At 68.6% G+C, this 20,022-nt stretch carries 29 protein-coding genes; 1 reads left to right on the forward strand and 28 read right to left on the reverse strand.

Annotated elements, in window-relative coordinates; all coding sequences use genetic code 11:
* Nucleotides 1–9: 9 nt before the first annotated feature.
* From WDZ95_RS11265 to WDZ95_RS11400, 28 genes are all read right to left on the reverse strand, one after another.
* On the reverse strand, nucleotides 10–879 hold the full coding sequence (locus tag WDZ95_RS11265; RefSeq protein ID WP_425778423.1) for a hypothetical protein: 870 nt from the start codon (nucleotides 877–879) through the stop codon (nucleotides 10–12).
* Nucleotides 873–1,292, reverse strand: a complete 420-nt coding sequence (locus tag WDZ95_RS11270) for a hypothetical protein (protein ID WP_425778424.1) — start codon at nucleotides 1,290–1,292, stop codon at nucleotides 873–875. Before WDZ95_RS11270 ends, WDZ95_RS11265 begins: the two co-directional genes overlap by 7 nt.
* 2 nt (nucleotides 1,293–1,294) lie before the next feature.
* The gene (locus WDZ95_RS11275; RefSeq protein ID WP_425778426.1) at nucleotides 1,295–1,903 is read right to left on the reverse strand and encodes a hypothetical protein; all 609 of its coding nucleotides are present in this window, start codon (nucleotides 1,901–1,903) and stop codon (nucleotides 1,295–1,297) included.
* 1 nt (nucleotide 1,904) lies between these two features.
* Nucleotides 1,905–2,942 (reverse strand): hypothetical protein, encoded by a 1,038-nt coding sequence (locus tag WDZ95_RS11280; protein WP_425778428.1) that lies wholly within the window; start codon nucleotides 2,940–2,942, stop codon nucleotides 1,905–1,907.
* Nucleotides 2,942–3,637 (reverse strand): hypothetical protein, encoded by a 696-nt coding sequence (locus WDZ95_RS11285; protein WP_425778430.1) that lies wholly within the window; start codon nucleotides 3,635–3,637, stop codon nucleotides 2,942–2,944. The genes WDZ95_RS11280 and WDZ95_RS11285 overlap by 1 nt, the downstream gene beginning before the upstream one ends.
* Nucleotides 3,634–4,008: a hypothetical protein gene (locus tag WDZ95_RS11290; RefSeq protein WP_425778432.1), complete on the reverse strand. Its 375-nt coding sequence runs from the start codon at nucleotides 4,006–4,008 to the stop codon at nucleotides 3,634–3,636. Before WDZ95_RS11290 ends, WDZ95_RS11285 begins: the two co-directional genes overlap by 4 nt.
* Nucleotides 4,009–4,015: 7 nt before the next feature.
* Entirely contained in the window at nucleotides 4,016–5,203 is a 1,188-nt protein-coding gene (locus WDZ95_RS11295; protein ID WP_425778434.1) for a hypothetical protein, read from the reverse strand.
* Nucleotides 5,204–5,232: 29 nt separating this feature from the next.
* On the reverse strand, nucleotides 5,233–5,658 hold the full coding sequence (locus WDZ95_RS11300) for a hypothetical protein (protein ID WP_425778436.1): 426 nt from the start codon (nucleotides 5,656–5,658) through the stop codon (nucleotides 5,233–5,235).
* A gap of 64 nt (nucleotides 5,659–5,722) precedes the next feature.
* The gene (locus WDZ95_RS11305; RefSeq protein ID WP_425778438.1) at nucleotides 5,723–6,772 is read right to left on the reverse strand and encodes a phage major capsid protein; all 1,050 of its coding nucleotides are present in this window, start codon (nucleotides 6,770–6,772) and stop codon (nucleotides 5,723–5,725) included.
* A 300-nt stretch (nucleotides 6,773–7,072) separates the two neighbouring features.
* Nucleotides 7,073–8,188 (reverse strand): hypothetical protein, encoded by a 1,116-nt coding sequence (locus WDZ95_RS11310; protein WP_425778440.1) that lies wholly within the window; start codon nucleotides 8,186–8,188, stop codon nucleotides 7,073–7,075.
* 26 nt (nucleotides 8,189–8,214) lie between these two features.
* Nucleotides 8,215–10,269: a hypothetical protein gene (locus WDZ95_RS11315; RefSeq protein WP_425778442.1), complete on the reverse strand. Its 2,055-nt coding sequence runs from the start codon at nucleotides 10,267–10,269 to the stop codon at nucleotides 8,215–8,217.
* A gap of 68 nt (nucleotides 10,270–10,337) precedes the next feature.
* Nucleotides 10,338–11,789, reverse strand: coding sequence for a terminase (locus WDZ95_RS11320; protein WP_425778444.1), 1,452 nt, complete (start codon nucleotides 11,787–11,789; stop codon nucleotides 10,338–10,340).
* Nucleotides 11,786–12,004: a hypothetical protein gene (locus WDZ95_RS11325; protein WP_425778446.1), complete on the reverse strand. Its 219-nt coding sequence runs from the start codon at nucleotides 12,002–12,004 to the stop codon at nucleotides 11,786–11,788. Before WDZ95_RS11325 ends, WDZ95_RS11320 begins: the two co-directional genes overlap by 4 nt.
* 14 nt (nucleotides 12,005–12,018) lie before the next feature.
* The gene (locus tag WDZ95_RS11330; protein ID WP_425778448.1) at nucleotides 12,019–12,657 is read right to left on the reverse strand and encodes a hypothetical protein; all 639 of its coding nucleotides are present in this window, start codon (nucleotides 12,655–12,657) and stop codon (nucleotides 12,019–12,021) included.
* Nucleotides 12,647–12,934, reverse strand: coding sequence for a hypothetical protein (locus WDZ95_RS11335; protein ID WP_425778450.1), 288 nt, complete (start codon nucleotides 12,932–12,934; stop codon nucleotides 12,647–12,649). The genes WDZ95_RS11330 and WDZ95_RS11335 overlap by 11 nt, the downstream gene beginning before the upstream one ends.
* Nucleotides 12,931–13,191, reverse strand: coding sequence for a hypothetical protein (locus tag WDZ95_RS11340; protein WP_425778452.1), 261 nt, complete (start codon nucleotides 13,189–13,191; stop codon nucleotides 12,931–12,933). The genes WDZ95_RS11335 and WDZ95_RS11340 overlap by 4 nt, the downstream gene beginning before the upstream one ends.
* A complete protein-coding gene (locus tag WDZ95_RS11345; RefSeq protein WP_425778453.1) occupies nucleotides 13,188–13,742 on the reverse strand; it encodes a hypothetical protein in 555 nt (184 codons plus the stop codon). Before WDZ95_RS11345 ends, WDZ95_RS11340 begins: the two co-directional genes overlap by 4 nt.
* The gene (locus WDZ95_RS11350) at nucleotides 13,739–13,999 is read right to left on the reverse strand and encodes a hypothetical protein (RefSeq protein ID WP_425778455.1); all 261 of its coding nucleotides are present in this window, start codon (nucleotides 13,997–13,999) and stop codon (nucleotides 13,739–13,741) included. The genes WDZ95_RS11345 and WDZ95_RS11350 overlap by 4 nt, the downstream gene beginning before the upstream one ends.
* The gene (locus WDZ95_RS11355) at nucleotides 13,996–14,448 is read right to left on the reverse strand and encodes a recombination protein NinB (RefSeq protein ID WP_425778457.1); all 453 of its coding nucleotides are present in this window, start codon (nucleotides 14,446–14,448) and stop codon (nucleotides 13,996–13,998) included. The genes WDZ95_RS11350 and WDZ95_RS11355 overlap by 4 nt, the downstream gene beginning before the upstream one ends.
* Nucleotides 14,445–14,723 (reverse strand): hypothetical protein, encoded by a 279-nt coding sequence (locus WDZ95_RS11360; protein ID WP_425778459.1) that lies wholly within the window; start codon nucleotides 14,721–14,723, stop codon nucleotides 14,445–14,447. Before WDZ95_RS11360 ends, WDZ95_RS11355 begins: the two co-directional genes overlap by 4 nt.
* Nucleotides 14,720–14,917, reverse strand: coding sequence for a hypothetical protein (locus WDZ95_RS11365; RefSeq protein WP_425778461.1), 198 nt, complete (start codon nucleotides 14,915–14,917; stop codon nucleotides 14,720–14,722). The genes WDZ95_RS11360 and WDZ95_RS11365 overlap by 4 nt, the downstream gene beginning before the upstream one ends.
* Before the next feature lie 8 nt (nucleotides 14,918–14,925).
* Complete coding sequence (locus WDZ95_RS11370; RefSeq protein WP_425778463.1) at nucleotides 14,926–15,444, reverse strand: hypothetical protein; 519 nt, start codon at nucleotides 15,442–15,444, stop codon at nucleotides 14,926–14,928.
* Nucleotides 15,441–15,947, reverse strand: a complete 507-nt coding sequence (locus tag WDZ95_RS11375; RefSeq protein WP_425778465.1) for an endonuclease domain-containing protein — start codon at nucleotides 15,945–15,947, stop codon at nucleotides 15,441–15,443. Before WDZ95_RS11375 ends, WDZ95_RS11370 begins: the two co-directional genes overlap by 4 nt.
* Nucleotides 15,944–17,353, reverse strand: coding sequence for a replicative DNA helicase (dnaB, locus tag WDZ95_RS11380; protein WP_425778467.1), 1,410 nt, complete (start codon nucleotides 17,351–17,353; stop codon nucleotides 15,944–15,946). The genes WDZ95_RS11375 and dnaB overlap by 4 nt, the downstream gene beginning before the upstream one ends.
* Nucleotides 17,346–18,194 carry a YdaU family protein gene (locus WDZ95_RS11385; protein WP_425778469.1) on the reverse strand — a complete coding sequence of 283 codons (849 nt, stop codon included), beginning with the start codon at nucleotides 18,192–18,194 and terminating at the stop codon, nucleotides 17,346–17,348. Before WDZ95_RS11385 ends, dnaB begins: the two co-directional genes overlap by 8 nt.
* Nucleotides 18,191–18,466 (reverse strand): hypothetical protein, encoded by a 276-nt coding sequence (locus WDZ95_RS11390; protein WP_425778471.1) that lies wholly within the window; start codon nucleotides 18,464–18,466, stop codon nucleotides 18,191–18,193. Before WDZ95_RS11390 ends, WDZ95_RS11385 begins: the two co-directional genes overlap by 4 nt.
* The gene (locus tag WDZ95_RS11395; RefSeq protein ID WP_425778473.1) at nucleotides 18,463–18,831 is read right to left on the reverse strand and encodes a hypothetical protein; all 369 of its coding nucleotides are present in this window, start codon (nucleotides 18,829–18,831) and stop codon (nucleotides 18,463–18,465) included. The genes WDZ95_RS11390 and WDZ95_RS11395 overlap by 4 nt, the downstream gene beginning before the upstream one ends.
* A 99-nt stretch (nucleotides 18,832–18,930) precedes the next feature.
* Nucleotides 18,931–19,194, reverse strand: a complete 264-nt coding sequence (locus WDZ95_RS11400) for a hypothetical protein (RefSeq protein WP_425778475.1) — start codon at nucleotides 19,192–19,194, stop codon at nucleotides 18,931–18,933.
* An 18-nt stretch (nucleotides 19,195–19,212) separates the two neighbouring features.
* On the opposite strand from WDZ95_RS11400, the gene WDZ95_RS11405 reads away from it, so the two are divergent.
* The gene (locus WDZ95_RS11405; RefSeq protein WP_425778477.1) at nucleotides 19,213–20,004 is read left to right on the forward strand and encodes a LexA family protein; all 792 of its coding nucleotides are present in this window, start codon (nucleotides 19,213–19,215) and stop codon (nucleotides 20,002–20,004) included.
* Nucleotides 20,005–20,022: the final 18 nt, after the last annotated feature.

Here is a 20,022-nt window from a genome sequence, read left to right on the forward strand (position 1 = left end):
GTTTCCCCCTCAGCGGCGCACGGTGCCGCCGTACTGGTTGCCCGTGAACAGGTTGCTGGTGTACTGGCCCGGCGTGCTGCCGTTGGCCGTGGTGGGTGCGGTGCGTGCGCGCAGCACCTGGTTCTGCAGGTAGGCCTGGCCCATGTCGTCGAACAGGCGGCCGACCGTGGCCGCGTTCGCCTGGCTGCGCGCCGCGTCGGTCGCTGCTGCCATCTGGCCCGATGCCATGGCCGCCGCGGTGCCGGTGTCAAGCCCCGACTGGGCAAGCGAGATCAGGTTCGCACGGGTCTTTTCATCGACCGAGCGCAGGTCAGCCGCGGCGCCCTGGCCGGCCGCGGTGGCGCGGATCTGGCCCTCGCCGTAGCGGGTCGCCAGGTCGGCACCGGACTCGGCATCGACCGAGCCACCGAGCAGGCCCGCGCGCGCCAGCCCGAACAGGTTCTGGTTGCTGGCCTGCGTGAACTGCCGATCGAGGTCGCGAACGGCCACATCGCGGGTGGCGTTGGAGATGTCCGCGTACATCGCCTCGCGCGCCGCGCCCGCGCCGCTGGCACGCTGCTGCTGCGCTTTCCACGCGTCCATGGCGGCGGTGTAGCCCGCCTCGTCAAAGGTGCGGCTCGGCATGAAGTTGGCACCGTTCTCAGCACCACCAGGGAGACGGGTCGCGTTCGGGGTCCAGGTCGTACGCTCGAACTGCTCGCGCGTCGGCGCCGCGCTCATGCCGCCCTTGCCGAAATAGGAGTTGATCGTGTCGGTCGCGGCCTGCACGCGGCGCTGGCGCTCCTCCTCGTCGGCGCGCATCTGCGCGGCGCCGCCGTCGCCACCCTTGTGCAGTCGGGTGTCGAAGCGGCGGGGGTCGGTCTTGGGGTAGATCAGCATGGGAGCCTCACGATGTCGTAGGTGTGCGCGAAACCCAGGTGGCGCAGCACCCGGGTCATGGCCGGCGCCGTGCAGGCCTCGATCTCATCGACGCCGGATTCTTTGGCCCAGGCCACGAACTGCGGCCAGAAAGACACCGCGGCGCCAGCCAGATCGGAGCCGCCCAGGGCCATCACGTTGAGCACTTGCTTGCGCGGGTACAGGCGGAATTCGAAGACCATGGCCAGGTGCGCGCAGCCGTCGCGGGAGATCACCGCGGCGTGGGCGCGGCCGGAGGCCACCATCTCCTGCAGGTCGTCGGCCGTGAACTCGCCTCGCGCCGCATGCGAGACCACCGGCTCAAGCAGCGCGCGCGCCGTGGGCCAGTGCCGGGCGATCAGGTCGGGCGTGTTGAGGAACAGGACATCGCGCATGGTCAGGCGACGCCCAGGTCGTCCCAGTAGAGCGTGAGCCGGTTGACCTGCACCTCGCGCTTGGGGTCGCCCACGAAGCGCAGCTTGAACTCGGTTCCGCTGGCCTGGACGGGCAACACCTCACCGCTGTAGGTCCAGCCCGCGTTCGCACTGCCCACGGCCACGGTGTCGGCCAGCGTGCCGTCGCGGCCGCCGTTCACCGAAACATAGATCTCGACCGACACGATGTTCATGCCATCGAAGTCCATGCCGGTGAGCGCCTTGAGGTTGCCCGGCGCCTTGAAGTCGAGCCACTGGGTTTCGGCCACCACGGCCGTGCTCTCGTCGTTTTCCTCGTCGTCGCCGAAGAACACGTCAGGGCGCATGGAGTACAGGGCCACGCTGTTCTCGCGGCGCAGGTACATGCTGTTGCCGAGCTGGGCCCAGGCGTTGATGTTCGAGGTCCCCGAATCTCCCAGGCCGTGCCACGCCCAGGCGTTCAGCTTGGCCTGGCGGCTGTAGGTCCAGGCCGCCCAGCCGAACTCGCCCGCGCGCGCGTAGACGGCGATCCCGCGCTCGGGGATCTGGCTGGCCGAGAATGGGCGGCTGCAGAAGCCGAAGGCGCTGAACATCTCAGCCCTCCGCCCAGCGGCCGGGCGCGCTGAGCCAGTACTGCGAGAACGGGCCCGCGGCGATGCCGGTCACGGCCGGCACCTGCCCTCCGTTGACGAAGCGCACCAGCTGCTCGGGCGACTTGGTGAAGGGCTTGATCGGAAGGCCCACGTCCACATCGGTGGGGAACAGCGCGTTGGCCAGCGTGGTGAGCGAGCGCACGCCGGTCTCGGACAGGAACAGCAGGTCGCCGTACAGCGAGACGATCGAGCCGTGGTGACGCGTGCCCACGCCGTCCACCACGCGCTCCAGCGCCATGGCCGTGGGGTCCGGGTCGATCACCCAGAGCTGGATCGACTGGTCGGTGAACACCGCGAGCTTGCCCTGGTACTGGCCCAGGCCGTACACGCGCTGGCCGCTGCCAAAGTGCTGCGAGACGGGCAGGAAGCCCGCATTGCCTGCGGCGGTCCAGTCGGTCGGGTCGCCCACCTTGCAAAAGCGCACCGTCTGGCCGTCGTTCGACGCCGCGAAGATGCGCCCGCCGGCCGTGGCCATGATGCCCGTGTTGGGCATGTTCGCGTCCGCCACCGCCACGCCCGTGGCCGTGTGCGTGACCGTGTTCACCGAGAACAGCGAGCGGTAGAAGGTCGCGCCCTCGTCGGGAGAGAGCACCGCCAGGAAGCCGTTGTTCCAGCGCGTGACGCCCAGCAGGCGCGTGCGCGAGGCCTCGGCGAAGTTGCCGCCCGTGCCGCTCGAGATGTGGGCGTAGACAATGCGGTCGCCCGTGTCGAGGTCGACCACGTCGCTGATCTTGCCCGTGCTGGCCACGTTCCAGCACGAGAAGGTCCACAGGTAGCCGGCGTTGGACTCCAGGCCCTTCCACTGCGGGCCGAGCTCGAAGCCGCCCACGGTGCGGCGCCACTTCGCGCGGCTGCGCAGCCAGCCGCCGGGCTGCACGTCCATGTTGATCAGCTTGCGCAGGCTGTTCGCGGGCGCAACGCTCGACGGGCGAGCGAGCAGCAGGCCGCCGTCGAAGCGATCGAAGGTGACGCTCGGCATCAGCCCACCTGGCGGAAGCCGTTGGCCGTGGCCACCACGCGCGGGCGCGACGGGCATGCCGCCGAGGGCGGGATGAAGCGTCGGTTCTCCTTCTGCGCCACCTTCTCCTTGTAGAGCATGGTCCGGAACGACTGGCCCACGACGTCGGCGTCCGCCTTGCCGTAGTGGGCCTTGCCCATGGCGATGGCGTATTCGAGCACCAGGCGCGCGGGCGCGCTCGGCTTGTCGGTGGGCTGCTCGAAGCGCGTGAGCACGCGGTTGTGGTCGATGAACAGCCGGTACGGCTGGTCAGGCACCGGCCAGACCTCCAGGGACCACTCGCCGTCGATGTAGCGGCTGTCGTAACGCTCGGGGATGGCGCGCAGGGACTGGTCGGCGCGCATCGCGTGGTGGATGCCCTGGGGCAACGGCACCCGTTCTGTGTCGCCCTGCTCGACCCAGACCGACTGCACGCTGCCCCGGGCAATCGTCTCCCCTTCATCGGAGATCCAGGGGTATTCGGGGGTGTCGGCCGCCAGCATCAGCGTGGAGGTGATGGGCAGGCCCTCGTCGAGCTGCGCGAACACGTAGTCGTTGGCGCTCGTGAGGATGTCTTCCAGCGCGCTGGCGTTGCCGATGGTGGGGTGCAGGCCGCAGCGCGTGCGCAGCTTCTGCAGCATCGTCGCGTAGGTCTGGACGGTGGGCAGCGTGCTCATGCCTGGATTCCCGCGGCGAGGATGAAGAGCTCGTCGATCTGCTGCTGCGACCAGCCCAGCGCTTCTGCCACGCGGAGCAGGATCGCACTGTCGCGGCGGAAGTCTTGAGCGCGCTGCCACCAGATCCGCACCTCGGGATCGGTGGCGGAGGCGATGTAGGCCTCGACCTGCGGCAGCAGGCCGGCCCGGTGCAGCGCGATCTCGCCCTGCGCCCGAGAGACCACCAGCGGGACCGCGGGCGGCGGCGCCAGCGCGCGCAGGAGATCCTCCGCCTCGGCTTCGGTGATCGGCACGCTGCCCGGCGGCAGAAGGAAGGCGTACTGCGGCTCGATGTCGTGCACGCGGTTGTCGGGGGACTTGAAGAAGCTCATGGCGGCCTCAGCGGAGTTCGAAGTTCGAGCGCGCAGAAACGCCCAGGTCGCTCAGCACGTAGCTCGCGCCCAACGGGATCGGGATGCCACCGAAGGACGAGACAGGGCCAGTGCCCGCGGCGGCGTTGACATAGGTGAACGCCGGGCCGCCGTTGATCTGGATCGAGGTGCTAGCAGAAGCGGATGCGCCGTTGATGTTGCTGCCCAGGTAGATGGGCCGGCCGGTGAGGTTGTAGTAGGTGACGCCGGCCGTGCGCGTCACGCTCTGCACGGTCTGGCCCACGCCGAACTGCGCGGCGCCCAACAGCGACGAGCCGCCGCCGGCGCCCTGAACCTGCGAGGGATCCGTCGCCCACTGGCCCGCGGTGGCCTGCGTGATGTCCACGAACCCGACCACGCGGAATGGGACGTTCGCGCGCGCCACGGCGCTGTAGATAGTCGTGGCGCTGTCGGCCGCGCCCGCGCCGCCCTCGGCCGTTGTCGAGATGAGCTGCGTTTCGTTGAGCGTGGGCACGCCAGCCTGGTTGACGACGGCCAGCTCCACGACGCCGCCGTTGTCGATGGCGAGCAGGAGCAGGCGGGCCAGCACGCCGTTGGTGGTGCCCAGCGTCGACCCGTTGCTGATCGTGAGCGTGACCGGCGCCGCCACCTCGCGCGTGTTGCTGGTGCCGTTGTTGAGGGTGGGATGCCGGAAGTCCAGCACCGTCGGGCTCAGGGTGAGCGTCAGGGCGTTGCCCGCGACCGAGGCCGAGACGTCCTGAATCTCCTTGTAGCCGCCGATCAGCGCGCGCACCGCGGCGGCGTTCGGTGCCGTGACGATCGAGTCCCCGAGGGGGCTGAGGCCAAGGGCCGCGCGCCATTCCGCGCGCGTGGTGGGGCTGTTCGGCGCGGGGACGCCCAGGCCCACCAGCTTCGAGCCGGCCGGGAAGCTCACCGCCAGACCGCCGTTCGACGAGCCGCGGATGGTGGTGCGCGTGAGCTGGTTGGCCGCCGAGTAGGTGCCCAGGCCGAACTCCCAGTCGCCCGTGGGGCGGCCCGCGGCGTCGACGGCCTCGATGTAGTAGGGAACCGTGTCCGTGAGGGCGCACACGGCGGAGAAGGCGCGATAGCCCAGCACCGCGCCGGCAAGCGCGAAAGGACCGGTGCCAGAAGACGTGCTGGCTTCCAGCACCCGGTCGGCGATGACGTGCGGCATGGTTCGTCAGCGGGGTGTGGGCTTCGGGATCAGGCCGCGGCCCTGATGGCTTCGAGGATCTTGGCCTTCGTCGCGGCCGGGTCGACCGTGATGCCGTTGGCTTCGGCATGCGCAAGCAGCTCGGCCTTGCTCATGGCGTCGAGCGGCTTCTCGCCTTCGTCTTCGGCCTTGACCTCGGTGCCCAGCCCGGCGCAGGCCTTGGTGATGGCGCCCTTGAAGTTGGCGCCGTAGGCCTTCTCCAGCGCATCGGTTCCGTACTTGCCGGCCAAGCGCTCGGCTTCCTGCGAAGGGTCGAGCTCGACGCTCGCGCCTTCGACGGCGCCCTGCACTTCGACGTTGTCCTCGCCGAAGACGGCCTGCACGATGGGCAGTTCGTGCTCGGGCACTTCGCGGGGCAGGATGGTCATGGGGTCGCGGGTGATCATCAGCGCGACCAGGGGGATGAGGCGGGTCATGAGGTTCTCCAGGGATGAGGGGGTCAGGGAAAGAGGCCCAGCGCGCGGCCGGGCCTCTCCGTCATCACGCGGCGACGATCACCGCGTGGGCGTTGCGGCGGTTGGTCTTCATCGCGCACCGCAGGTCGAGCGACGCGTAGGTCGCGCGGACGTTGTGAGGAGGGGTCGGGTTGTAGACCGCCATCTCGTCGTCCTCGTACTTGAGGTGCTTGCTGTTGATGAAGTAGCAGCGCTTCTCCCAGAGGTTGGCCGCCACGGGCGCCTCCAGCGCGTCGAGCACGCTGAACACCGGATCCCAGATGATCTCGACGCCCTTGAAATAGAGGCCGGTGCGCGCGCCCTGGCCGGTGGCGATGTCCACCGTCTTGGGCTTGCCCGCCTCGGTGTTCTGGGTCAGCGTCAACGCGCTGGCGTAGGCGTCGATGAAGGTCGAGCCGGCCAGGATGAAGTCCGGCGCGCCACCGTTGCGGATGCAGTTGCGCCAGGCCGCTTCCATCGTCGCGCGCAGGTTGCCCGTGGCCACCGCGCCGGCGAAGTAGTTGCGCCAGTAGGTCTTCGTCGCGGCGTTGAGGCCACCGACCGTGCCCACGGCGGGGGTGCGCGAGATCAGAGCGTCCAGGCCCACCACCGCGTCCGCGCTGGCCGTGCCGTCACGGTGCAGCTCGACGTCGAGCTTCTCGATGAAGCCGAGCTCGAGCGCTTCCATGTGCTCGCTCAGGATGTTGTAGAGGATGACCTTCTCGTTCTCGGCCAGCACCAGCTTGCCCTTCGTGGCCGGATCCGGATCGACGCGGATGCCCGCGGCGAACAGCATGTCCCAGTCGAGGTACAGGCCGTCCAGGGCCACGCGCCAGGGGAACTGGGCTTGCGCGGCGGTGGAACGCTTGTTGAAGGTGCGGGCGGTCTCGCCGAACGACCAGGCGAAGTTCGAGCCGTAGGTCTCGCGCACGGTCTCCACCGAGAACTGGCGCGCGGGCATCAGCGTCTTCTTCTTGCCCATCAGCATCTTGATGAGCGGGCGTTCGGTGCCGATCTGGTCGACCGGGCGGTTGCGCATGTAGTTGTCGAGCGCGGCGACGGTGACCGTTGCGAGGTCGGGTGCGGAAATGGGCATGGTGCCTCTCCTGTGCAAAGTTGATGAGCTCTGCACGCCATCCACCGCACCAGTGGTGAGAGGCCTTCTGCCTGCGCTGCCCTGCCGACGGTGAACCCGGCTCACGACCTGTGGGGCGGCACCTGCAAGGTGCTGAGGGACGCGAACCCCTCGTACATGCGACATTCCCGGCGTGTGCGAAGCGAGAGGGCTGCCGGGCGCGACACCGGCTTACGACGTGACCTTCTCGGCTTCTGCGGGGCGCAGTGTTTGCCCCGCGTCAAGCGGCCCGGCCGGAAAGTGATCGGGCCGCCTGAGACCTCAGCCCAGGCCGTGGGCCTGGAACGCGCTCTGCACAGCGTCCATGGCGTTGCGCGGAGCCGTGGGCACACGCGCGCCAGCGCCCACCATGCCCGGGCGCAGCGGCTGCGGCGCGGCCGGCGCGGGCGCGGGAGCCGGCGCGGGCGGCGTGTAGGCGTCGTACATCATCAGCACGGCCGCCTCCCACTGGTGCGGCTGGTAGGTGGTGACGAAGGCCTGCAGGCGCTGCGGATCCTGCAGCTGCGACCGGATAAAGGCGACCTTCGCCTCGTGGCCCGGCGTGTGCGCGCGCTGCGCCAGCGTGGCGTCCATGCGCTGCGCGGCCTGTTGCACGGTCGCCTGGAACTGTTGGAACTCGACCGTCTGCTGCTGGGTGCGCTGCGCCGCCTGGTTCTGCGTGCGCAGGCGGACCATCTCCAGCGCGTGCTCGCGCGAGAGCGTCAGGCCCTCCACCTGGGCCTTGAGGTCCGGGTGCTGGCTCAGCAGGTCCACGCCCGGAACCTCGGCGCCCAGGCGCGTGGCGATGTCGGCCCGGATCGAGTCGATGCGCTGCAGGGCCTGCTGCAGGTCCTGCGGGTTGGCCGACTTCACCTGCCGGCCCAGGGTGAGCACGTCGTTGAATTCCTCGGGCGCCAAGCCGCTGTTGGCCACCATCTGGCGCACGCTGACCAGCTGCTGCTCGGCCTCGGTGGCGCGGCGCTCCAGCTCGGGGATGGACTTCACGCGCGCGCTGAGGTCGGCGAAACGCGCAGCGGCGCGCTCGCTCAGGCCTTCGGGCGGCGTGAGGTCGTCGGCCGCTGGAGGCTTCGGCGCGGCGGGTGCGGCGGCCGGGGTCGGGGCGGGTGCGGGAGCGGGCGCCTGGGCAGCCGGAGCAGGTGCGGGAGCCGCGGGTGCACCGCCGCCCTCGGCGCCCACCTGGTCGAGCAGGTCGCTCAGGCCGCCGAAGGTCTCGGGCTGCTCGGCAGGCGCAGCAGCGGGCTCGGCTGCAGCCGGCGCGGGCGCTTCGGCCGCGGGCGCGGCACTGGGTTCAGATGCAGGCGCGGGTGCAGGAGAGCCGCCGCCGGCCGCGCCGGGTTCGTCGTTGAAGAGTCGTCGGATGAGCTTGTGGATCAGCATGGTCACTCGTCAGGGTCGAGGCCCGCTCACTGCAGAGCGGGTGGGGCTGCCAGGGCTGGGCCGCCTGGCATCGGCATGCCCGGCTCGGCGCCGGGAATCTGGGGAAGCGGGGCGTCCATGCCCGGCAGCGCGGGCGGCTGGGGCATGGGTGCGGGGGGCTTGGGCGGCAGGAAGCGGTCGACGTCGATGGTCTCGTCGAAGCGCGCGGCCGTCTCGCGCACCAGCTCGCGCTCGGGCGTGCTGTCGCCGCCGCTGGCGTCGATCTGGCGGATGACCATCACCATCTCGCGGATCAGCGGGAGCGCGCGCGTCCAGGTCTCCTGGGCTTGCAGCTTGTTGGGCGCAGCGGTGGAGCCGGCCCGGATCTTGATGTTGATCAGGTTGAACACCGTCTCGGGCGTGCGCTGCTCGGGCCACTCGTAGGTGGGCGCGGGCTCAGGGCCGGGCACGGGCACGGGGCCCATGGGCGTGGGCACCATCTGCGGCTCGACCGGCTCGGGCGCGCCCATGATCGTCTCGACCATCGGGGGCGTCATCGAGAGCAGGCACACCTCGCTGGCGAACTGCGCGATCTCGGTCAGCCAGTCTTCGATCTGGTCGCGGAACTCGGACACGCGCGCGGCCAGGCTCTGGTCGCTGATCGCGGCTTCGGTCGCCGTCTTGGGCTGCACCACCACCGAGCGCGCGGCGTCCTGCAGGCCGGAGACCATCTCCCAGTCGTTGCGGATCGGGCTGGTGTCGTAGACCGCAGGGTCGATGGTGAGCTGGTTGGCCTGCTTGATGACGTCTTCGAGCCGCCCGCCGCCAGTGTCCACGGTCACGATCTCGCCGATCTCGGGGTGCGTGCGCACCTTGATGTGCGAGTCCTTCACGTCGGCCGAGGCGATATGGTGCGGGCGGATGTTGCGGCGCACCTCGGCGAACTTGTCGCGCGTCTCGTTGTGCTCGTTCTGCAGCTTCTCCAGCACGTCGACCAGGCTCTGCGAGACGAACTCGCCGTCAACCGACTGGAAGGGCAGCACGAAGTAGGGATACCAGCGCTCGCCCAGGCGCTCGGGCTGGTAGGGCTTGCGCGCGAAGCGGTCGTTGATGCCTTCGACGAAGGTGTAGATGGTGTTGTCGAGCTTGCTCCACGCCTCGTACACCAGCACCAGCGGGTCATCGTCGCCGCCCTGCCCCACGCCAGCGAGCATGCCGCGGCGGGGCTTCTCGTCGCTCATGTCGGCGCCGACCTTGAAGCACGTGGCGTGATCCAGCAGGTTCGTGCCGTCCTGCTTGGCCAGGTCGGGGAACAGCGCGCGCGCCTTCGAGCGTCGCATCGGGATCTTCTCGATCAGGTAGTCGCCGCTCGCGTAGTCCCAGATGTCCTCGACGGTGGGGTCGGGCAGCAGGCGCTCGGTGCGCACCATGTCGATGGTCAGGCCCTCGGCCGCCACCACCTCGCGCTGCGCCTCCAGACCGGCCAGCGCCTGCTCGAGCTCGCGCTTCTTCGACTCCTCGTCGGCGCGGCGCTGGGGGTCTTCGAGCTCGGCGATCAGCGCCTCGATGCGCAGCAGGTTGTCCTGCGTGTCCTCAATGCGCTGCTTGACCACCGGGTCGACGCGGATGTCGCGCTGCCACTGCACCTTCACCACGCCGAAGCTGCAGGTCATGGCCGCCTTCACCGCGCGCTTGGCCTTCTGCTTGAGCTTGGCGTCCTCGAGCATGGTCTGGGTCACCGTGCTCACCGTGTCGGCGAACAGGCGCAGCGGCCGGGCCTTGTTCGTGGGCTCGCCCGACATCTCCGGGTTCTTGGCGTAGACCTTGGAGAGCACCACCGAGATGGTCGAGGCGATCAGGTTGGCGCGGTGCTTGTTGTAGGCCGCCGTGTTCGGCTCGGCATCCTTGTCGATGCCCTGCACCACCGCGCGGTTGTGCGCCACGCGGCGGTGGAACCGAGACCAGTGCTTCTCGCTGGCCTTCGCGCGCGCCTGCCACGTCTTCACCAGCGGATCGGCCTGGGGCTCGCTCGCTCCGGCGTTCGGCGCGGACATCACGGCGGTGTTGATGCTGGGCGCGGGCCCGTCGAGTTCTTGCGGCATGGTCGGTCGGTGGTTTCAGCAGACGGCGCAATGTCTGCCGACGCCCCTGGGCCGAGGCCGGAAAGTGATCAGCGCGGCACGAGGTGGCGGCCGTCTTCCAGCACCCGCGCGGCCGCGGCGCTGCCCGGGTCCGGGCTGTCGGCCCCAGGCGCTTCGGCCGGCGTGCTGGTGCGCCGCATGAGCCCCGCCTTGAGCATGTCGAAGCAGTGGTCTTCGGCCTCGGTATCGACGTCATCCGGATCGTCAGGATCCGGCTCCAGCGCGGGCACGGTGCGAATGGTGTGCTCGCAGGTCGAGAAGATGGCCAGTTCGTCGAGCTCCAGCGCCTGCTTCACCAGCAGCGCGCCGGCCTTGCGGCTCCCCGGCCCCGCCCACCACGGCCGGAAGTTGAGCCCGGCGCGGCGAAAGGTCTGGGCGTGGGTGTTCTGGGCGCCGTACTGCGCGCCGCCGCGGGCGAACAGGTCGGGCCCGGTCAAGCGCAGGCCGATCTCGTAGCCCAGGCGCTCGTCATGCGCCTCGCGCGCCAGGATGCGCTTGGCCACCTGGTCGGGCGTCTCCTTCGTGCCCACGTTGGGCTGCACGCGGCCGCGATCGTCCTTGGCGATGCCGTACAGCTCGCGCCAGAGGTAGGTCTTACCCTCGGGGTCCTTGGCGAACCAGCCCACGGCGTACGGCTTGGCATAACCCCAGTCCATGGCCTGCCAGAGCTTCCAGTGCGCGGGGATCGGGAAGGGCTTCACCACGTGGCGCTCCGGATCCCAGGCCCCTTCGAGGAATGCGCCGATGTGGATGTCCCAGTCGCCGAACAGCCAGGCCTTGCGGCGGTTCGGATCCTTGGTGCCCTCCAGCGTGGCCATGTACTCGGGGTCGTTGGCCAGGAGCGTGGTGTTCTCGCGGATGTCGCCGTGCACGTAGGTGCGCTCGCGCCCGCTCTCGTCCTTGATGATGGTGCCGGGAGGCACACCGGCGCGGCCGAGCTTGTAGCGCTCCTTCACCGCGGCGTGGCCGCGGCCGTAGGGGTTGCAGGTCGCGCGCACCATGCGGGGCATGCCCGGCACGCTGGAGCGGCAGCACGACTGCATCATCTCGAAGAAGGTCAGGTCGCGCCAGTTCGTGAGCTCCTCGAAGCCGATCCACGGGTATTCGTGGCCGTGGTAGTCCCAGTAGTCGTCCTCGGTCACGCCCACGCGCAGCAGCAGCTCCTCGCCGCTGGGGAAGATCCACTTGAAATCGGCGTGGCTCTCCAGGAAGCGGGCGTTGGGGAAGAACTTGCGGAACCAGCGCTTGGACTTCTTCACCACGTCGGCGAGCTGCTTGTAGGTCTCGCGGAACAGGATGCCGCGCCACTCGGGGCCGAACCCGCGGCCGACGAACTGGGCGAAGGACATCAGCAGGGCGTCGGTCTTGCCCGGGCCGCGGGTGCCCTCGTACAGGCACTCAAACACCGGGCAGGCGAGGAACAGCGTCTGGCTGCCGGGGTGGGGCTTCCAGGCGATGGGCGTGCCGGGCGGGAGGATCACAGCGAAGCCGCGCGCAGCCGCGCGAAGGTCCGCGGGTTCATGTAGACGACTGCACCCGCCGTGTAGCACTCGCCGTCGGGCAGCATGTTCCACGTGCCGAAGAAGTCCAGCATCCAGGCATCGATCTCGCGCCGGAATTCATCGGTGACCGGAACATCCTGGGAGAGGACCATCTTCGGGAGGTCCGGTGAAACCACCACCTTGACCCCCAGCATGGAGAGCTCGTTTCTCATTCAGCATCCCCTGGCGTCGCCTTTTTCACCGCCTCGGCCCAGGCCACCGGGTCGGCCATCATCCCCGGCACCACCAGCACGCCGCCCGCGGCCACAGCCGGGGCCAGGGGCTTGTCCCCCGCGCCAGTGAGCTGCAGGCTGCCGCGCTCCCGGTAGGTGTTCGGCCGACGCGCCTTCAGCAGGAAGATCATCAGCGTGTCGCTCGGGCGGTTCACCGTCAGGTACTTGAGCGAGCCGTCCGGGTTGCGCGCCTGCACGGGCTTGCGCACCTTCACGGGCGCGCCGCTGTCGCCGACCTCCTCGACCTCGACCAGCTTGGGCGTGCCATCGGGGTTCGTCTCCCACACGGGCGTGAGCTGGCCCTGGTAGATCACCGGCTCCTCGACGCCCACCATGGCGCGGCGTACTGCTTCGCGCTCCAGGCGCTCGGTGCCCTCCTCAAGCGCCTCATCCCAGGCCCGGGCGAAGTCGGCGTCGCGTTCCTTCCAGTGGTAGACGGTGGTGCGGTCAACGCCCGCCTCGTGCGCGGCCTCGCCGATGGTCGCCCCATCGGACAGCGCCGACAGAAACAACAGCATGGCGGCGTCCTGCAGGTCTTTTTCCGATGTGGATTTCGTGGCTGCCTTACGGCCCATGGTTCGCTTCCTCGGTGATGACCTCGACCAGCTCGGCGCGCAGCAGCACGTAGCCCCAGCGGCGGTTGGTCGGGTTCAGGTAGCGGCAGACGAGCCGCTCGTGGTTGTCCTTGTCGCCCCCTCCGACACGGCGGCCGCCACGGTACCCCTCGACGACCGCGAGCGCGCCGGTTGGTGTCCGGACCTTGGTGCCGATGGGGATCTCGTCGGCGTCGCGCGGCCTGTTGTGGATGCGCAGGTGGCCGATCGGCGGCTTGGTGTTGATGGCGGCGGTCATGGCGGTGCTGCCCCCTTCCAGTTGCGAGCGCGCGCGGCGCTTTGGCCTTCCTTGCTCAGCTTCGTGAGGTGCCACTTGCCGCAGACGTGGCAGTGGTAGGGCTCGGTGCCGCGGGAGGCCTCGCCGTAGCGCTTCTTGCTGCCCGCGGCCCAGTCGCGCGCCTGGTTCTTGCTGTCGAAGACCTTCTTGTCGAAGCAGCCGCGCACCGCCCGGTCGACGGGGATGTCGCGGCCCACGCGCTCGAAGCCCTTCTTCATCGGGCACCCAGGCCAGAGAACGGCGTCGTCTCGCGCCAGTTCAGGTTCGCCCGCACCCGCCGTACGGCTTCGGCGCTGACGCCGTAGCGCTGGGCGAGCTCACGCAGGGGCGCCTCGGATGCGCGGATCTCGCGCGCCTTCTGCATGTCGAGCTTCGTCTCGCGCTTCTCGCGGCGAGCGCGATCGATGGCGGCGCGGTGCTGGGCGTGGTGGTGGAGGCCCTGGGCTGTCTGGCGGCGGACCACGTCGCCCTTCGTCTCCGTCACCAGCAGTTCAGGGTTCAGGCAATTGGGACACTCGCAACGCGTCGTCACGACCTCGCCGGGCCCGAGCGGCTTGGTCGCATGGGCGGCGTGCACGGTCTTGCGGACGTTGTAGCGCGTGCCTTCCAGCTGGATCTGGGCATGCCAGATCGCGTCCTGGTGGTTGCCGCTCCAGAGCCAAGGGGTCACGCACGCGGGGCAGAGCTTGCAGCGCGCGCGGATCTTGGCCAGCACGTCAATCAGCGCGCCAGCAGCAGGGCTCGGAAGGTAGGCTTTCGGGGAGCTCATGGGTTCAGCAGTCGTTTCAGGGTGACGTTGAGCGCCTGTAGCTCGTCCATCTTTCGGACGCGCCAGGCGATGCGGCCGCCGTGCCAGCCCATGGACGGGCCGCGGTGGCATTCGGGGCACAGGGCGATGGCCGTGTACTGGTCGCCCTGGCGGATGTGGTGGGCTTCGCTGGGCCCGGGCGCGTCGCACACCGAGCAGTCCAGCTCTTTCACGCGCTGCAGGTGGCGGCGCTCGCGGTCGGTCAGCTTGTTGTTCATGCCGGGACCGCCTCTTGGCGCGCGGGGGCCGTGCTTGCGTGGGGCTCGAGGTCGACGAACCGCACGCCCAGCTCGGTCGCCGCGTAGGCCTCCACCTGGTCGCAGAAGATGCAGAACTCGGCCGTGTCCAGGTCGGCGCTGCTCATGCCCACCACTTGGCCGTTGGGGAGTTCGATCACGCCGATGAACTGGCGCTTGAACTGCTCGTGCCAGATCTCGGCCGAGAAGCGCTGGCCGTTCACCGTGGCCTGCTCGGCGATCTGCGCGAGCACACCGCGGCCCCAGTACCGGCGGTTCTGCGCGGCCGTGCGCTTCTTGCGCTTGATCTCCAGCACCCAGGTGGCCCCGCCCTGCATCACGCCGGCGAGGAAGGGGAACAGCTGGCCCTTGATGGCCGCCCAGGCCTGCGGGCGGTTGTAGAGCTCGATGGTCAGGCGCTGGGCATTCATGCCGTGACCTCGTTCGGCGAGCCGATGCGCCGCAGCACCTCGTCCACGGCGTCGTCGCCCGGATCACGGAGCGGCCGCAGTACCTCATCGGCGATCGCGGTGGCATCGCCGAAAAGCCGGTGATGGAGCCGCGGTCCCTCGTACGCCCAACAAGGTAGGCCAGTCAGACCAACGCCGGAAAGGTGCGTGACCCTGATAACACGCCCCACCCATGCATGCTCGAATCTGTCACTGGCGCGAACGATCACGGCGAGGTCGCCCGGTTTGCAATTCATGAGGCCTCCGCGAACAGGTCCGCCGTGCGCTTGTCGCGCGTCACCCGGCGGAAAGCGTGAATCGGTGCCTCGCGGCGCTTGCCGGCCGGGATCAGTCCGGCCTTCACCGCGCACTTGGGACCGTAGGGGCGCAGCGGACGGTCGCCGCCCAAGTCGACCTCGACCGCTGCGCGCAGGATGAAGCGGTTGCACATCACACACCTCACGAGAGCGCCCTCCGCAGGTGCCAGTGCGCCATCAGGATGGCCTCGGCCCGGTTGTGATCCTTGGCCCGGGCGATGTCCGTGCACGCCGGGTACAGCTCGCGCGCCACCTGCAGGGCCTTGGCCTTCCGCTCCGTGGGCGATAGCTGCGCGTCGATCAAGCCGTAGAAGCGCTTCCAGGTCTGCGGCGCGGCGTACTCCACCTGCAGGCGCAAGCACTCCAGCACCGCCTCGACAGCGCCCAGCGTGCGCAGCAGCGAGCCCTGCGTCTGCACGCTGTTGTTCTTGCCGCCCATGACGCCCACGGCCTCCACCACCGCGGCGATCGGCTCGTCGGCCGGGCAGGCGTCGAGGATCTGGCGGCGCAGCGCGTAGCCGTCCACCTTGCGCTGCACCAGCGCCTTGGGTCCGACGCCGGGGATCGGCATCGTGGGGAGGTCGAAGACGGCGCGCAGGCCCGCGCTGCTAAGCACCGCGCATGCGCCCGTGAGGCCAGGGTCCACGGACAGGACGATCATTCGCCACCACCCTGACCTTCGAAGCCCATGAGCGCCTGCTGCATCATGTCGTTCATGCTTTGATTCCGGCTCAAGCCATGCTCAAGCACGATGCGGTACACGAAGCGGGCTGCCTCCCTGATCCGGCCGGTGTCGTGGTCGTTGTCGCGGACGCACAGGTAGCCCGGGACTCGATACACCCGCCACCCCATGGCGGACAACTCATCGTCGCGGCGCTGATCCTTGGCCTTGTCCTTGTGGTACTGCGCACCGTCGCACTCGATGGCCACCTTCGCTCTGGGGTTGGCGAAATCCACGAAGAAGCGCCCAACGGGGTACTGGGGATAGAAGATCGCGTTCGCGTCTCGGATGTGCACCCACAACCAGTCTTCGATGGGGGTCAGCGTCAGGTACTGGCTCCATGCGTAGGGGTCAAGGGCCCACTCGTCTGCGCGCTCTGCCAGGATCTTGGCTTCGAAGTGCTTGTAGTGGTCTCGGATCGCGTACCAGTTGGGCGTGCTCATGAGTCAAAGTCCTCCGCGTATCGCCGCGTCGGTGCGGCCGGTTTGATCGGGGAATCAGTGTTGCGCGCCAGCTCCTTGAAGCGCTGGTAGCGGCCCTCGAATGCCAACTTGAACCAGCCCTTCTGCCCGCCGCGGTTCTTCGCGATCTCGGCGTGGATAACCTTGGCGCCGGTCGACAACTCCTCGGCGTCGTCGCTGAGCAGCACCACGATGTCGGCGTCTTCCTCAATGGCGCCCGACTCCTTGAGGTCGGCCAGAGTGGCGCGCTTGTTGGTGCGCTTCTCCACCTCTCGGCTGAGCTGGCTCAGCAGGATGAGCGGCACGCCGAGCTGCTTCGCCAGGGTCTTCAAGCCGCGGCTGATCTCCTCGATCTGGTGGTGCCGGCTGTCCTTGGCCTTCTGCGCGCTGGCGGACATGAGCTGCAGGTAGTCCACCACCACAAGGCCGATGCCATGGCTGCGCTTGAGCTTCCTGGCCTTGGCCTGCAGCTCGCTCGCCGAGAGGCTGGGCTGGTCGTCCACGTAGATCGGCAGCGCTGTGACCGTGGGCACCGCCTCGGTCAGCGCCGGCCATTCATCGTTCGTCAGCTTTCCCGTGACCAGGTGACCCAGGTCGATCTCGCCCACCTGAGCGACGAAGCGCTCCACCAGCTCCTGGCGCTCCATCTCCATCGAGAACACTCCTACGCCGTGGTTCTCCTCGGCGAATGCGCGAGCGATCTGCAGGGCCAGCGCCGTCTTGCCGACGCTCGGGCGCGCGGCAATCACGATGAGCTTGCCCGGCTTGAGCCCACCCCCGAGGCGCCAGTCCAGGCTCGGGATCTTGGTCTTCACGCCCGGCGCGACACTGCCATCGGCGAGGTCGCTGATCCTGTCCATGAAGCCGGTGAGCGCTTCACCGATGGCCACCACCTGCTGGCTTCCGCGCGAGACCGCGATGTCAAACAGCTTCTGCTGGGCATCGTTCACCAGCTCGGCCACCGTGCGGTCACCCGGGTTGAATGCGTCCGTGGCGATCTCGTCGCTCGTGGCCACCAAGCGGCGCAGCACCGCGCGCTCGCGCACGATTTCGCCGTAGCGCCGGATGCTGGCCGCGCTGGGCAGGTACTGCGCGAGCTGGTTCAGGTACAGCAGGCCGCCGGCCTCTTCGTCCTTGCCCTGGCGCTGCAGGTGTTCGAACACTGTCACCACGTCGGCGCTGCGGTTGGCGTTGATCATCGACGCGAGCGCGGCGAAGACCAGCCGGTTCTCGTGCCGGTAGAAGTCGTCCACCGTGAGCAGATCGCACACGCGGTCCCAGGCTTCGTTGTCCAGCAGGAGCGCGCCCAGCACTGCCTGCTCGGACTCGATGGAGTGCGGCGGCACGCGGAGTTGAGCCGACTCGGGGAAGGCCTCGAAGTCATCCATGCGTCGTCTCCCGCTGGCCCATGCGAGCGTCCAGCACCGCCTTGTGCGTCAGGCCCTTGGACGACCATGCCGGCTTCCCGTCATCGCCCATGAACCACAGCCCGGCCCAGTTGTCCTTCACCGCGGTGGCGAAGTGCCCGGGCCAGTCCTTGTACCGCTTCGCCTTGCCCTTCTCGCCCTCGGTGTACCGCTCGCGGAACAGCACCCAGGCGATCTGCAGCATTTCCGGCACGATGCCGGCATCAGCGCACCAGCGGCGGATAGCGTGGCCGTCCGGCACCGGCTTCTGCCCGCTGGCCTTGCAGTTTGCCAAGTAGGTCGACAGCGTGATCGCTTCGGACTTGGCGCGAGAGGGGGGCCGCGTCGCTTGCGACCGGCTCTCTCTCTCTGGTGTTGGTGTTGGTGTTGGTGTTGGTAGCTCACCGTTCGGTTGACCGTTCGGTAACCGTTCGGTTGACCGTTCGGTCATCGTCTGGTCAATCGAACGGTCAGCGTCCGATGAACCGTCCGGTTGTCGTTTCGCACGACGTGCCGCCACCGCAAGTTGAGCGGAAGCTTGAGCCTTGGCCTGTTTTTCGCGCATGCGGTCGAGCTCGGCGTCGCAGCGATCTTGGTGCCAGCCGTCGTCCTGCAGGGTGAAGAACTCGCGCAGCACGGCCTCGACCTCGGCCGGGTTCTTGCGCATGCGAATCAGGCGGGAAACCTCGCCGACCTCAGCAGGCAGCGGCCCCTCGCGAAGGTAATAGGCGTCCAGCATGCGGCGATACGCCAGATCCTCCAGCGGCTCCAAGTGGGCCGTGTGGGCGGCATAGTCGCCCAGGTGGAACGGGTAGTAGTTCAAGCCAGCCCCCGCTCGCCTTCCATCCGCGCCACGGTCTCGGGCGTGCGCATGGCGTGGAGCTGGCGCACCACCTTCAACGCCTCGCGCGCGGGCTCCATGCGGCCGTAGTTGCCATGGAACTCCACCAGGTCGCCCTGGGCCTTGATGGCCATCTCGAGCTGCTCGGGCGTGTGGTCGGGGTGGTCGATCACCCAGGCCGCCTGCGGCGTCATGGTCTGAGCACGTGCCGGCGAGTAGCCGGGCCGGTCGCTGGGGAAGGGCCAGTTGCTCATGCCGCACCTGCTTTCAGCGAGGGGATGAGCGCCGCCAGTTCCTTCATGGTCTGCTCGACGCGCGAGAGAGCCCGGGCCCGGCGCGCTTCGTCGCTGTCCATGAACTTGCTGGCCAGGTACTCGATGACGGCCGCGGCCTCGCCAGTGCTCGCCAGCCAGGCCTCGAGGTCGTCGACGTTGAAGCGCTGGGTGTCGCCGTCGGCCGGGTTGAGCTTGCGGCTCAGGGTCGAGGGCGCCATGTCCAGGTCGGCCGCCTGCACCTTGAGGTGCTTCGAGGTCACGGCCGCGCGGTGCGCGATGAACGCGCGCAAAGTGGGGAAGCGCTCCGCGGTGGAGGGCTCCAAGTTCAGGGTGAGTTGGTTCATCGGGGCTCCCGGGTGAGATGGCAAGCCGTGTTGCCGTCTGTTGCCGTCTCGGCGGTGGGCGAAAAAAAGACGATGCGGGCCATGCAGACCCCATCGCCCTCAGCGCGCTTGCGCGCCTTCTTCCTCGACTGCCACCCCGCCTGTGATGCGCGCGGGTGCGGCTTCTGCCGTCACGACGGAGCGGATGAACAGGTCGGGGCGCTGCAGCTTCACGGCCGCGGGAATGCCGCGCGTGGTCCAGTTCTGAACGCGCTGCACGCCGCCAGAGGCCTTGTCGTAGCCCAGCAGCTCGGCCAGCTTGGTGGGCCCACCGAGCGACTTGATGAGCTCGGCGTCGGAGATGGGGGTGTCGGGGGTGTTCATGACCCCGAATTAAACGTCATGTTTAAACAAACGTCAAACATGCCGTTTAACAACAGGGTGTTTAGTCTCGGGAGAATCACCGGGATGGAAGATCCACAGATCCACCCCTCGATGGCGCGCCTCTACCAGGCAGCCAAAGAACTCAAGGGGGTCACAGGGCAGTCGGCCGTGGCCCGCCTGCTCAACGCATCGCCGCAGGCGGTGAAGAATTGGGAGGGGCGCGGGGTCTCGAAGACTGGCGCGCTCACGGCAGAAGAGGTCATTGGCTGCAGCGCCCTCTGGATCACCCAGGGCACAGGCGATATGCGAGCGGGCAGCCTCACCGCCAGCGGCGCAACGCCCCAACTGCTCAATCAACCGCGCGAACCATCCAACGTGGAGCACGTGCAGGTCAAACGACGCGTTCCCCTGATCTCGTGGGTGCGTGCAGGTCTTTGGGGAGCAGTGGAGGATCAATACCACCCGGGCGAGGCCGACGAGTGGGCCGAGGCCTACGACACTCGCCCAGGGGACAACGCCTTCGCCCTGCGCGTTACCGGGGACAGCATGACGAGTCCGATCCCGGGCGATCGGAGCTTTCCAGAGGGGACGATCATCATCGTGGACCCGGGCCGCTCCGCTGGACCCGGAGACTTCGTCATTGCCAAAGACGTGGCCACGCAGAAGGCCACCTTCAAGAGGCTCGTGTCCGATGGCGGCCGGTGGTTTCTAAAACCGCTCAACCCAACCTACCCCACCGTGGAGATTGACGACCCTGACATCAGGGTAATCGGTAAGGTGGTCGAGTACCAGATGCGGGGAAAGCTTTGATCCTTCGGGTTTGACGGG

This window comes from Hydrogenophaga sp. T2 (genome assembly GCF_049843535.1).
GTDB classification, from domain to species: domain Bacteria; phylum Pseudomonadota; class Gammaproteobacteria; order Burkholderiales; family Burkholderiaceae_C; genus Hydrogenophaga; species Hydrogenophaga crocea.

What these genes read in the sequence shown, in the direction of transcription:
- WDZ95_RS11315 (WP_425778442.1), bottom strand. Translation starts at nt 10,269, where the DNA reads ATGCCGCAAGAACTCGACGGGCCCGCGCCCAGCATCAACACCGCCGTG.
- WDZ95_RS11295 (WP_425778434.1), bottom strand. Translation starts at nt 5,203, where the DNA reads ATGCCGCACGTCATCGCCGACCGGGTGCTGGAAGCCAGCACGTCTTCT.
- WDZ95_RS11310 (WP_425778440.1), bottom strand. Translation starts at nt 8,188, where the DNA reads ATGCTGATCCACAAGCTCATCCGACGACTCTTCAACGACGAACCCGGC.
- WDZ95_RS11275 (WP_425778426.1), bottom strand. Translation starts at nt 1,903, where the DNA reads ATGTTCAGCGCCTTCGGCTTCTGCAGCCGCCCATTCTCGGCCAGCCAG.
- WDZ95_RS11350 (WP_425778455.1), bottom strand. Translation starts at nt 13,999, where the DNA reads ATGAACAACAAGCTGACCGACCGCGAGCGCCGCCACCTGCAGCGCGTG.
- WDZ95_RS11280 (WP_425778428.1), bottom strand. Translation starts at nt 2,942, where the DNA reads ATGCCGAGCGTCACCTTCGATCGCTTCGACGGCGGCCTGCTGCTCGCT.
- WDZ95_RS11375 (WP_425778465.1), bottom strand. Translation starts at nt 15,947, where the DNA reads ATGAGCACGCCCAACTGGTACGCGATCCGAGACCACTACAAGCACTTC.
- WDZ95_RS11305 (WP_425778438.1), bottom strand. Translation starts at nt 6,772, where the DNA reads ATGCCCATTTCCGCACCCGACCTCGCAACGGTCACCGTCGCCGCGCTC.
- dnaB (WP_425778467.1), bottom strand. Translation starts at nt 17,353, where the DNA reads ATGGATGACTTCGAGGCCTTCCCCGAGTCGGCTCAACTCCGCGTGCCG.
- WDZ95_RS11285 (WP_425778430.1), bottom strand. Translation starts at nt 3,637, where the DNA reads ATGAGCACGCTGCCCACCGTCCAGACCTACGCGACGATGCTGCAGAAG.
- WDZ95_RS11400 (WP_425778475.1), bottom strand. Translation starts at nt 19,194, where the DNA reads ATGAACACCCCCGACACCCCCATCTCCGACGCCGAGCTCATCAAGTCG.
- WDZ95_RS11365 (WP_425778461.1), bottom strand. Translation starts at nt 14,917, where the DNA reads ATGTGCAACCGCTTCATCCTGCGCGCAGCGGTCGAGGTCGACTTGGGC.
- WDZ95_RS11335 (WP_425778450.1), bottom strand. Translation starts at nt 12,934, where the DNA reads ATGACCGCCGCCATCAACACCAAGCCGCCGATCGGCCACCTGCGCATC.
- WDZ95_RS11290 (WP_425778432.1), bottom strand. Translation starts at nt 4,008, where the DNA reads ATGAGCTTCTTCAAGTCCCCCGACAACCGCGTGCACGACATCGAGCCG.
- WDZ95_RS11390 (WP_425778471.1), bottom strand. Translation starts at nt 18,466, where the DNA reads ATGAGCAACTGGCCCTTCCCCAGCGACCGGCCCGGCTACTCGCCGGCA.
- WDZ95_RS11340 (WP_425778452.1), bottom strand. Translation starts at nt 13,191, where the DNA reads ATGAAGAAGGGCTTCGAGCGCGTGGGCCGCGACATCCCCGTCGACCGG.
- WDZ95_RS11355 (WP_425778457.1), bottom strand. Translation starts at nt 14,448, where the DNA reads ATGAATGCCCAGCGCCTGACCATCGAGCTCTACAACCGCCCGCAGGCC.
- WDZ95_RS11395 (WP_425778473.1), bottom strand. Translation starts at nt 18,831, where the DNA reads ATGAACCAACTCACCCTGAACTTGGAGCCCTCCACCGCGGAGCGCTTC.
- WDZ95_RS11360 (WP_425778459.1), bottom strand. Translation starts at nt 14,723, where the DNA reads ATGAATTGCAAACCGGGCGACCTCGCCGTGATCGTTCGCGCCAGTGAC.
- WDZ95_RS11345 (WP_425778453.1), bottom strand. Translation starts at nt 13,742, where the DNA reads ATGAGCTCCCCGAAAGCCTACCTTCCGAGCCCTGCTGCTGGCGCGCTG.
- WDZ95_RS11300 (WP_425778436.1), bottom strand. Translation starts at nt 5,658, where the DNA reads ATGACCCGCCTCATCCCCCTGGTCGCGCTGATGATCACCCGCGACCCC.
- WDZ95_RS11270 (WP_425778424.1), bottom strand. Translation starts at nt 1,292, where the DNA reads ATGCGCGATGTCCTGTTCCTCAACACGCCCGACCTGATCGCCCGGCAC.
- WDZ95_RS11325 (WP_425778446.1), bottom strand. Translation starts at nt 12,004, where the DNA reads ATGCTGGGGGTCAAGGTGGTGGTTTCACCGGACCTCCCGAAGATGGTC.
- WDZ95_RS11330 (WP_425778448.1), bottom strand. Translation starts at nt 12,657, where the DNA reads ATGGGCCGTAAGGCAGCCACGAAATCCACATCGGAAAAAGACCTGCAG.
- WDZ95_RS11265 (WP_425778423.1), bottom strand. Translation starts at nt 879, where the DNA reads ATGCTGATCTACCCCAAGACCGACCCCCGCCGCTTCGACACCCGACTG.
- WDZ95_RS11405 (WP_425778477.1), top strand. Translation starts at nt 19,213, where the DNA reads ATGTTTAAACAAACGTCAAACATGCCGTTTAACAACAGGGTGTTTAGT.
- WDZ95_RS11370 (WP_425778463.1), bottom strand. Translation starts at nt 15,444, where the DNA reads ATGATCGTCCTGTCCGTGGACCCTGGCCTCACGGGCGCATGCGCGGTG.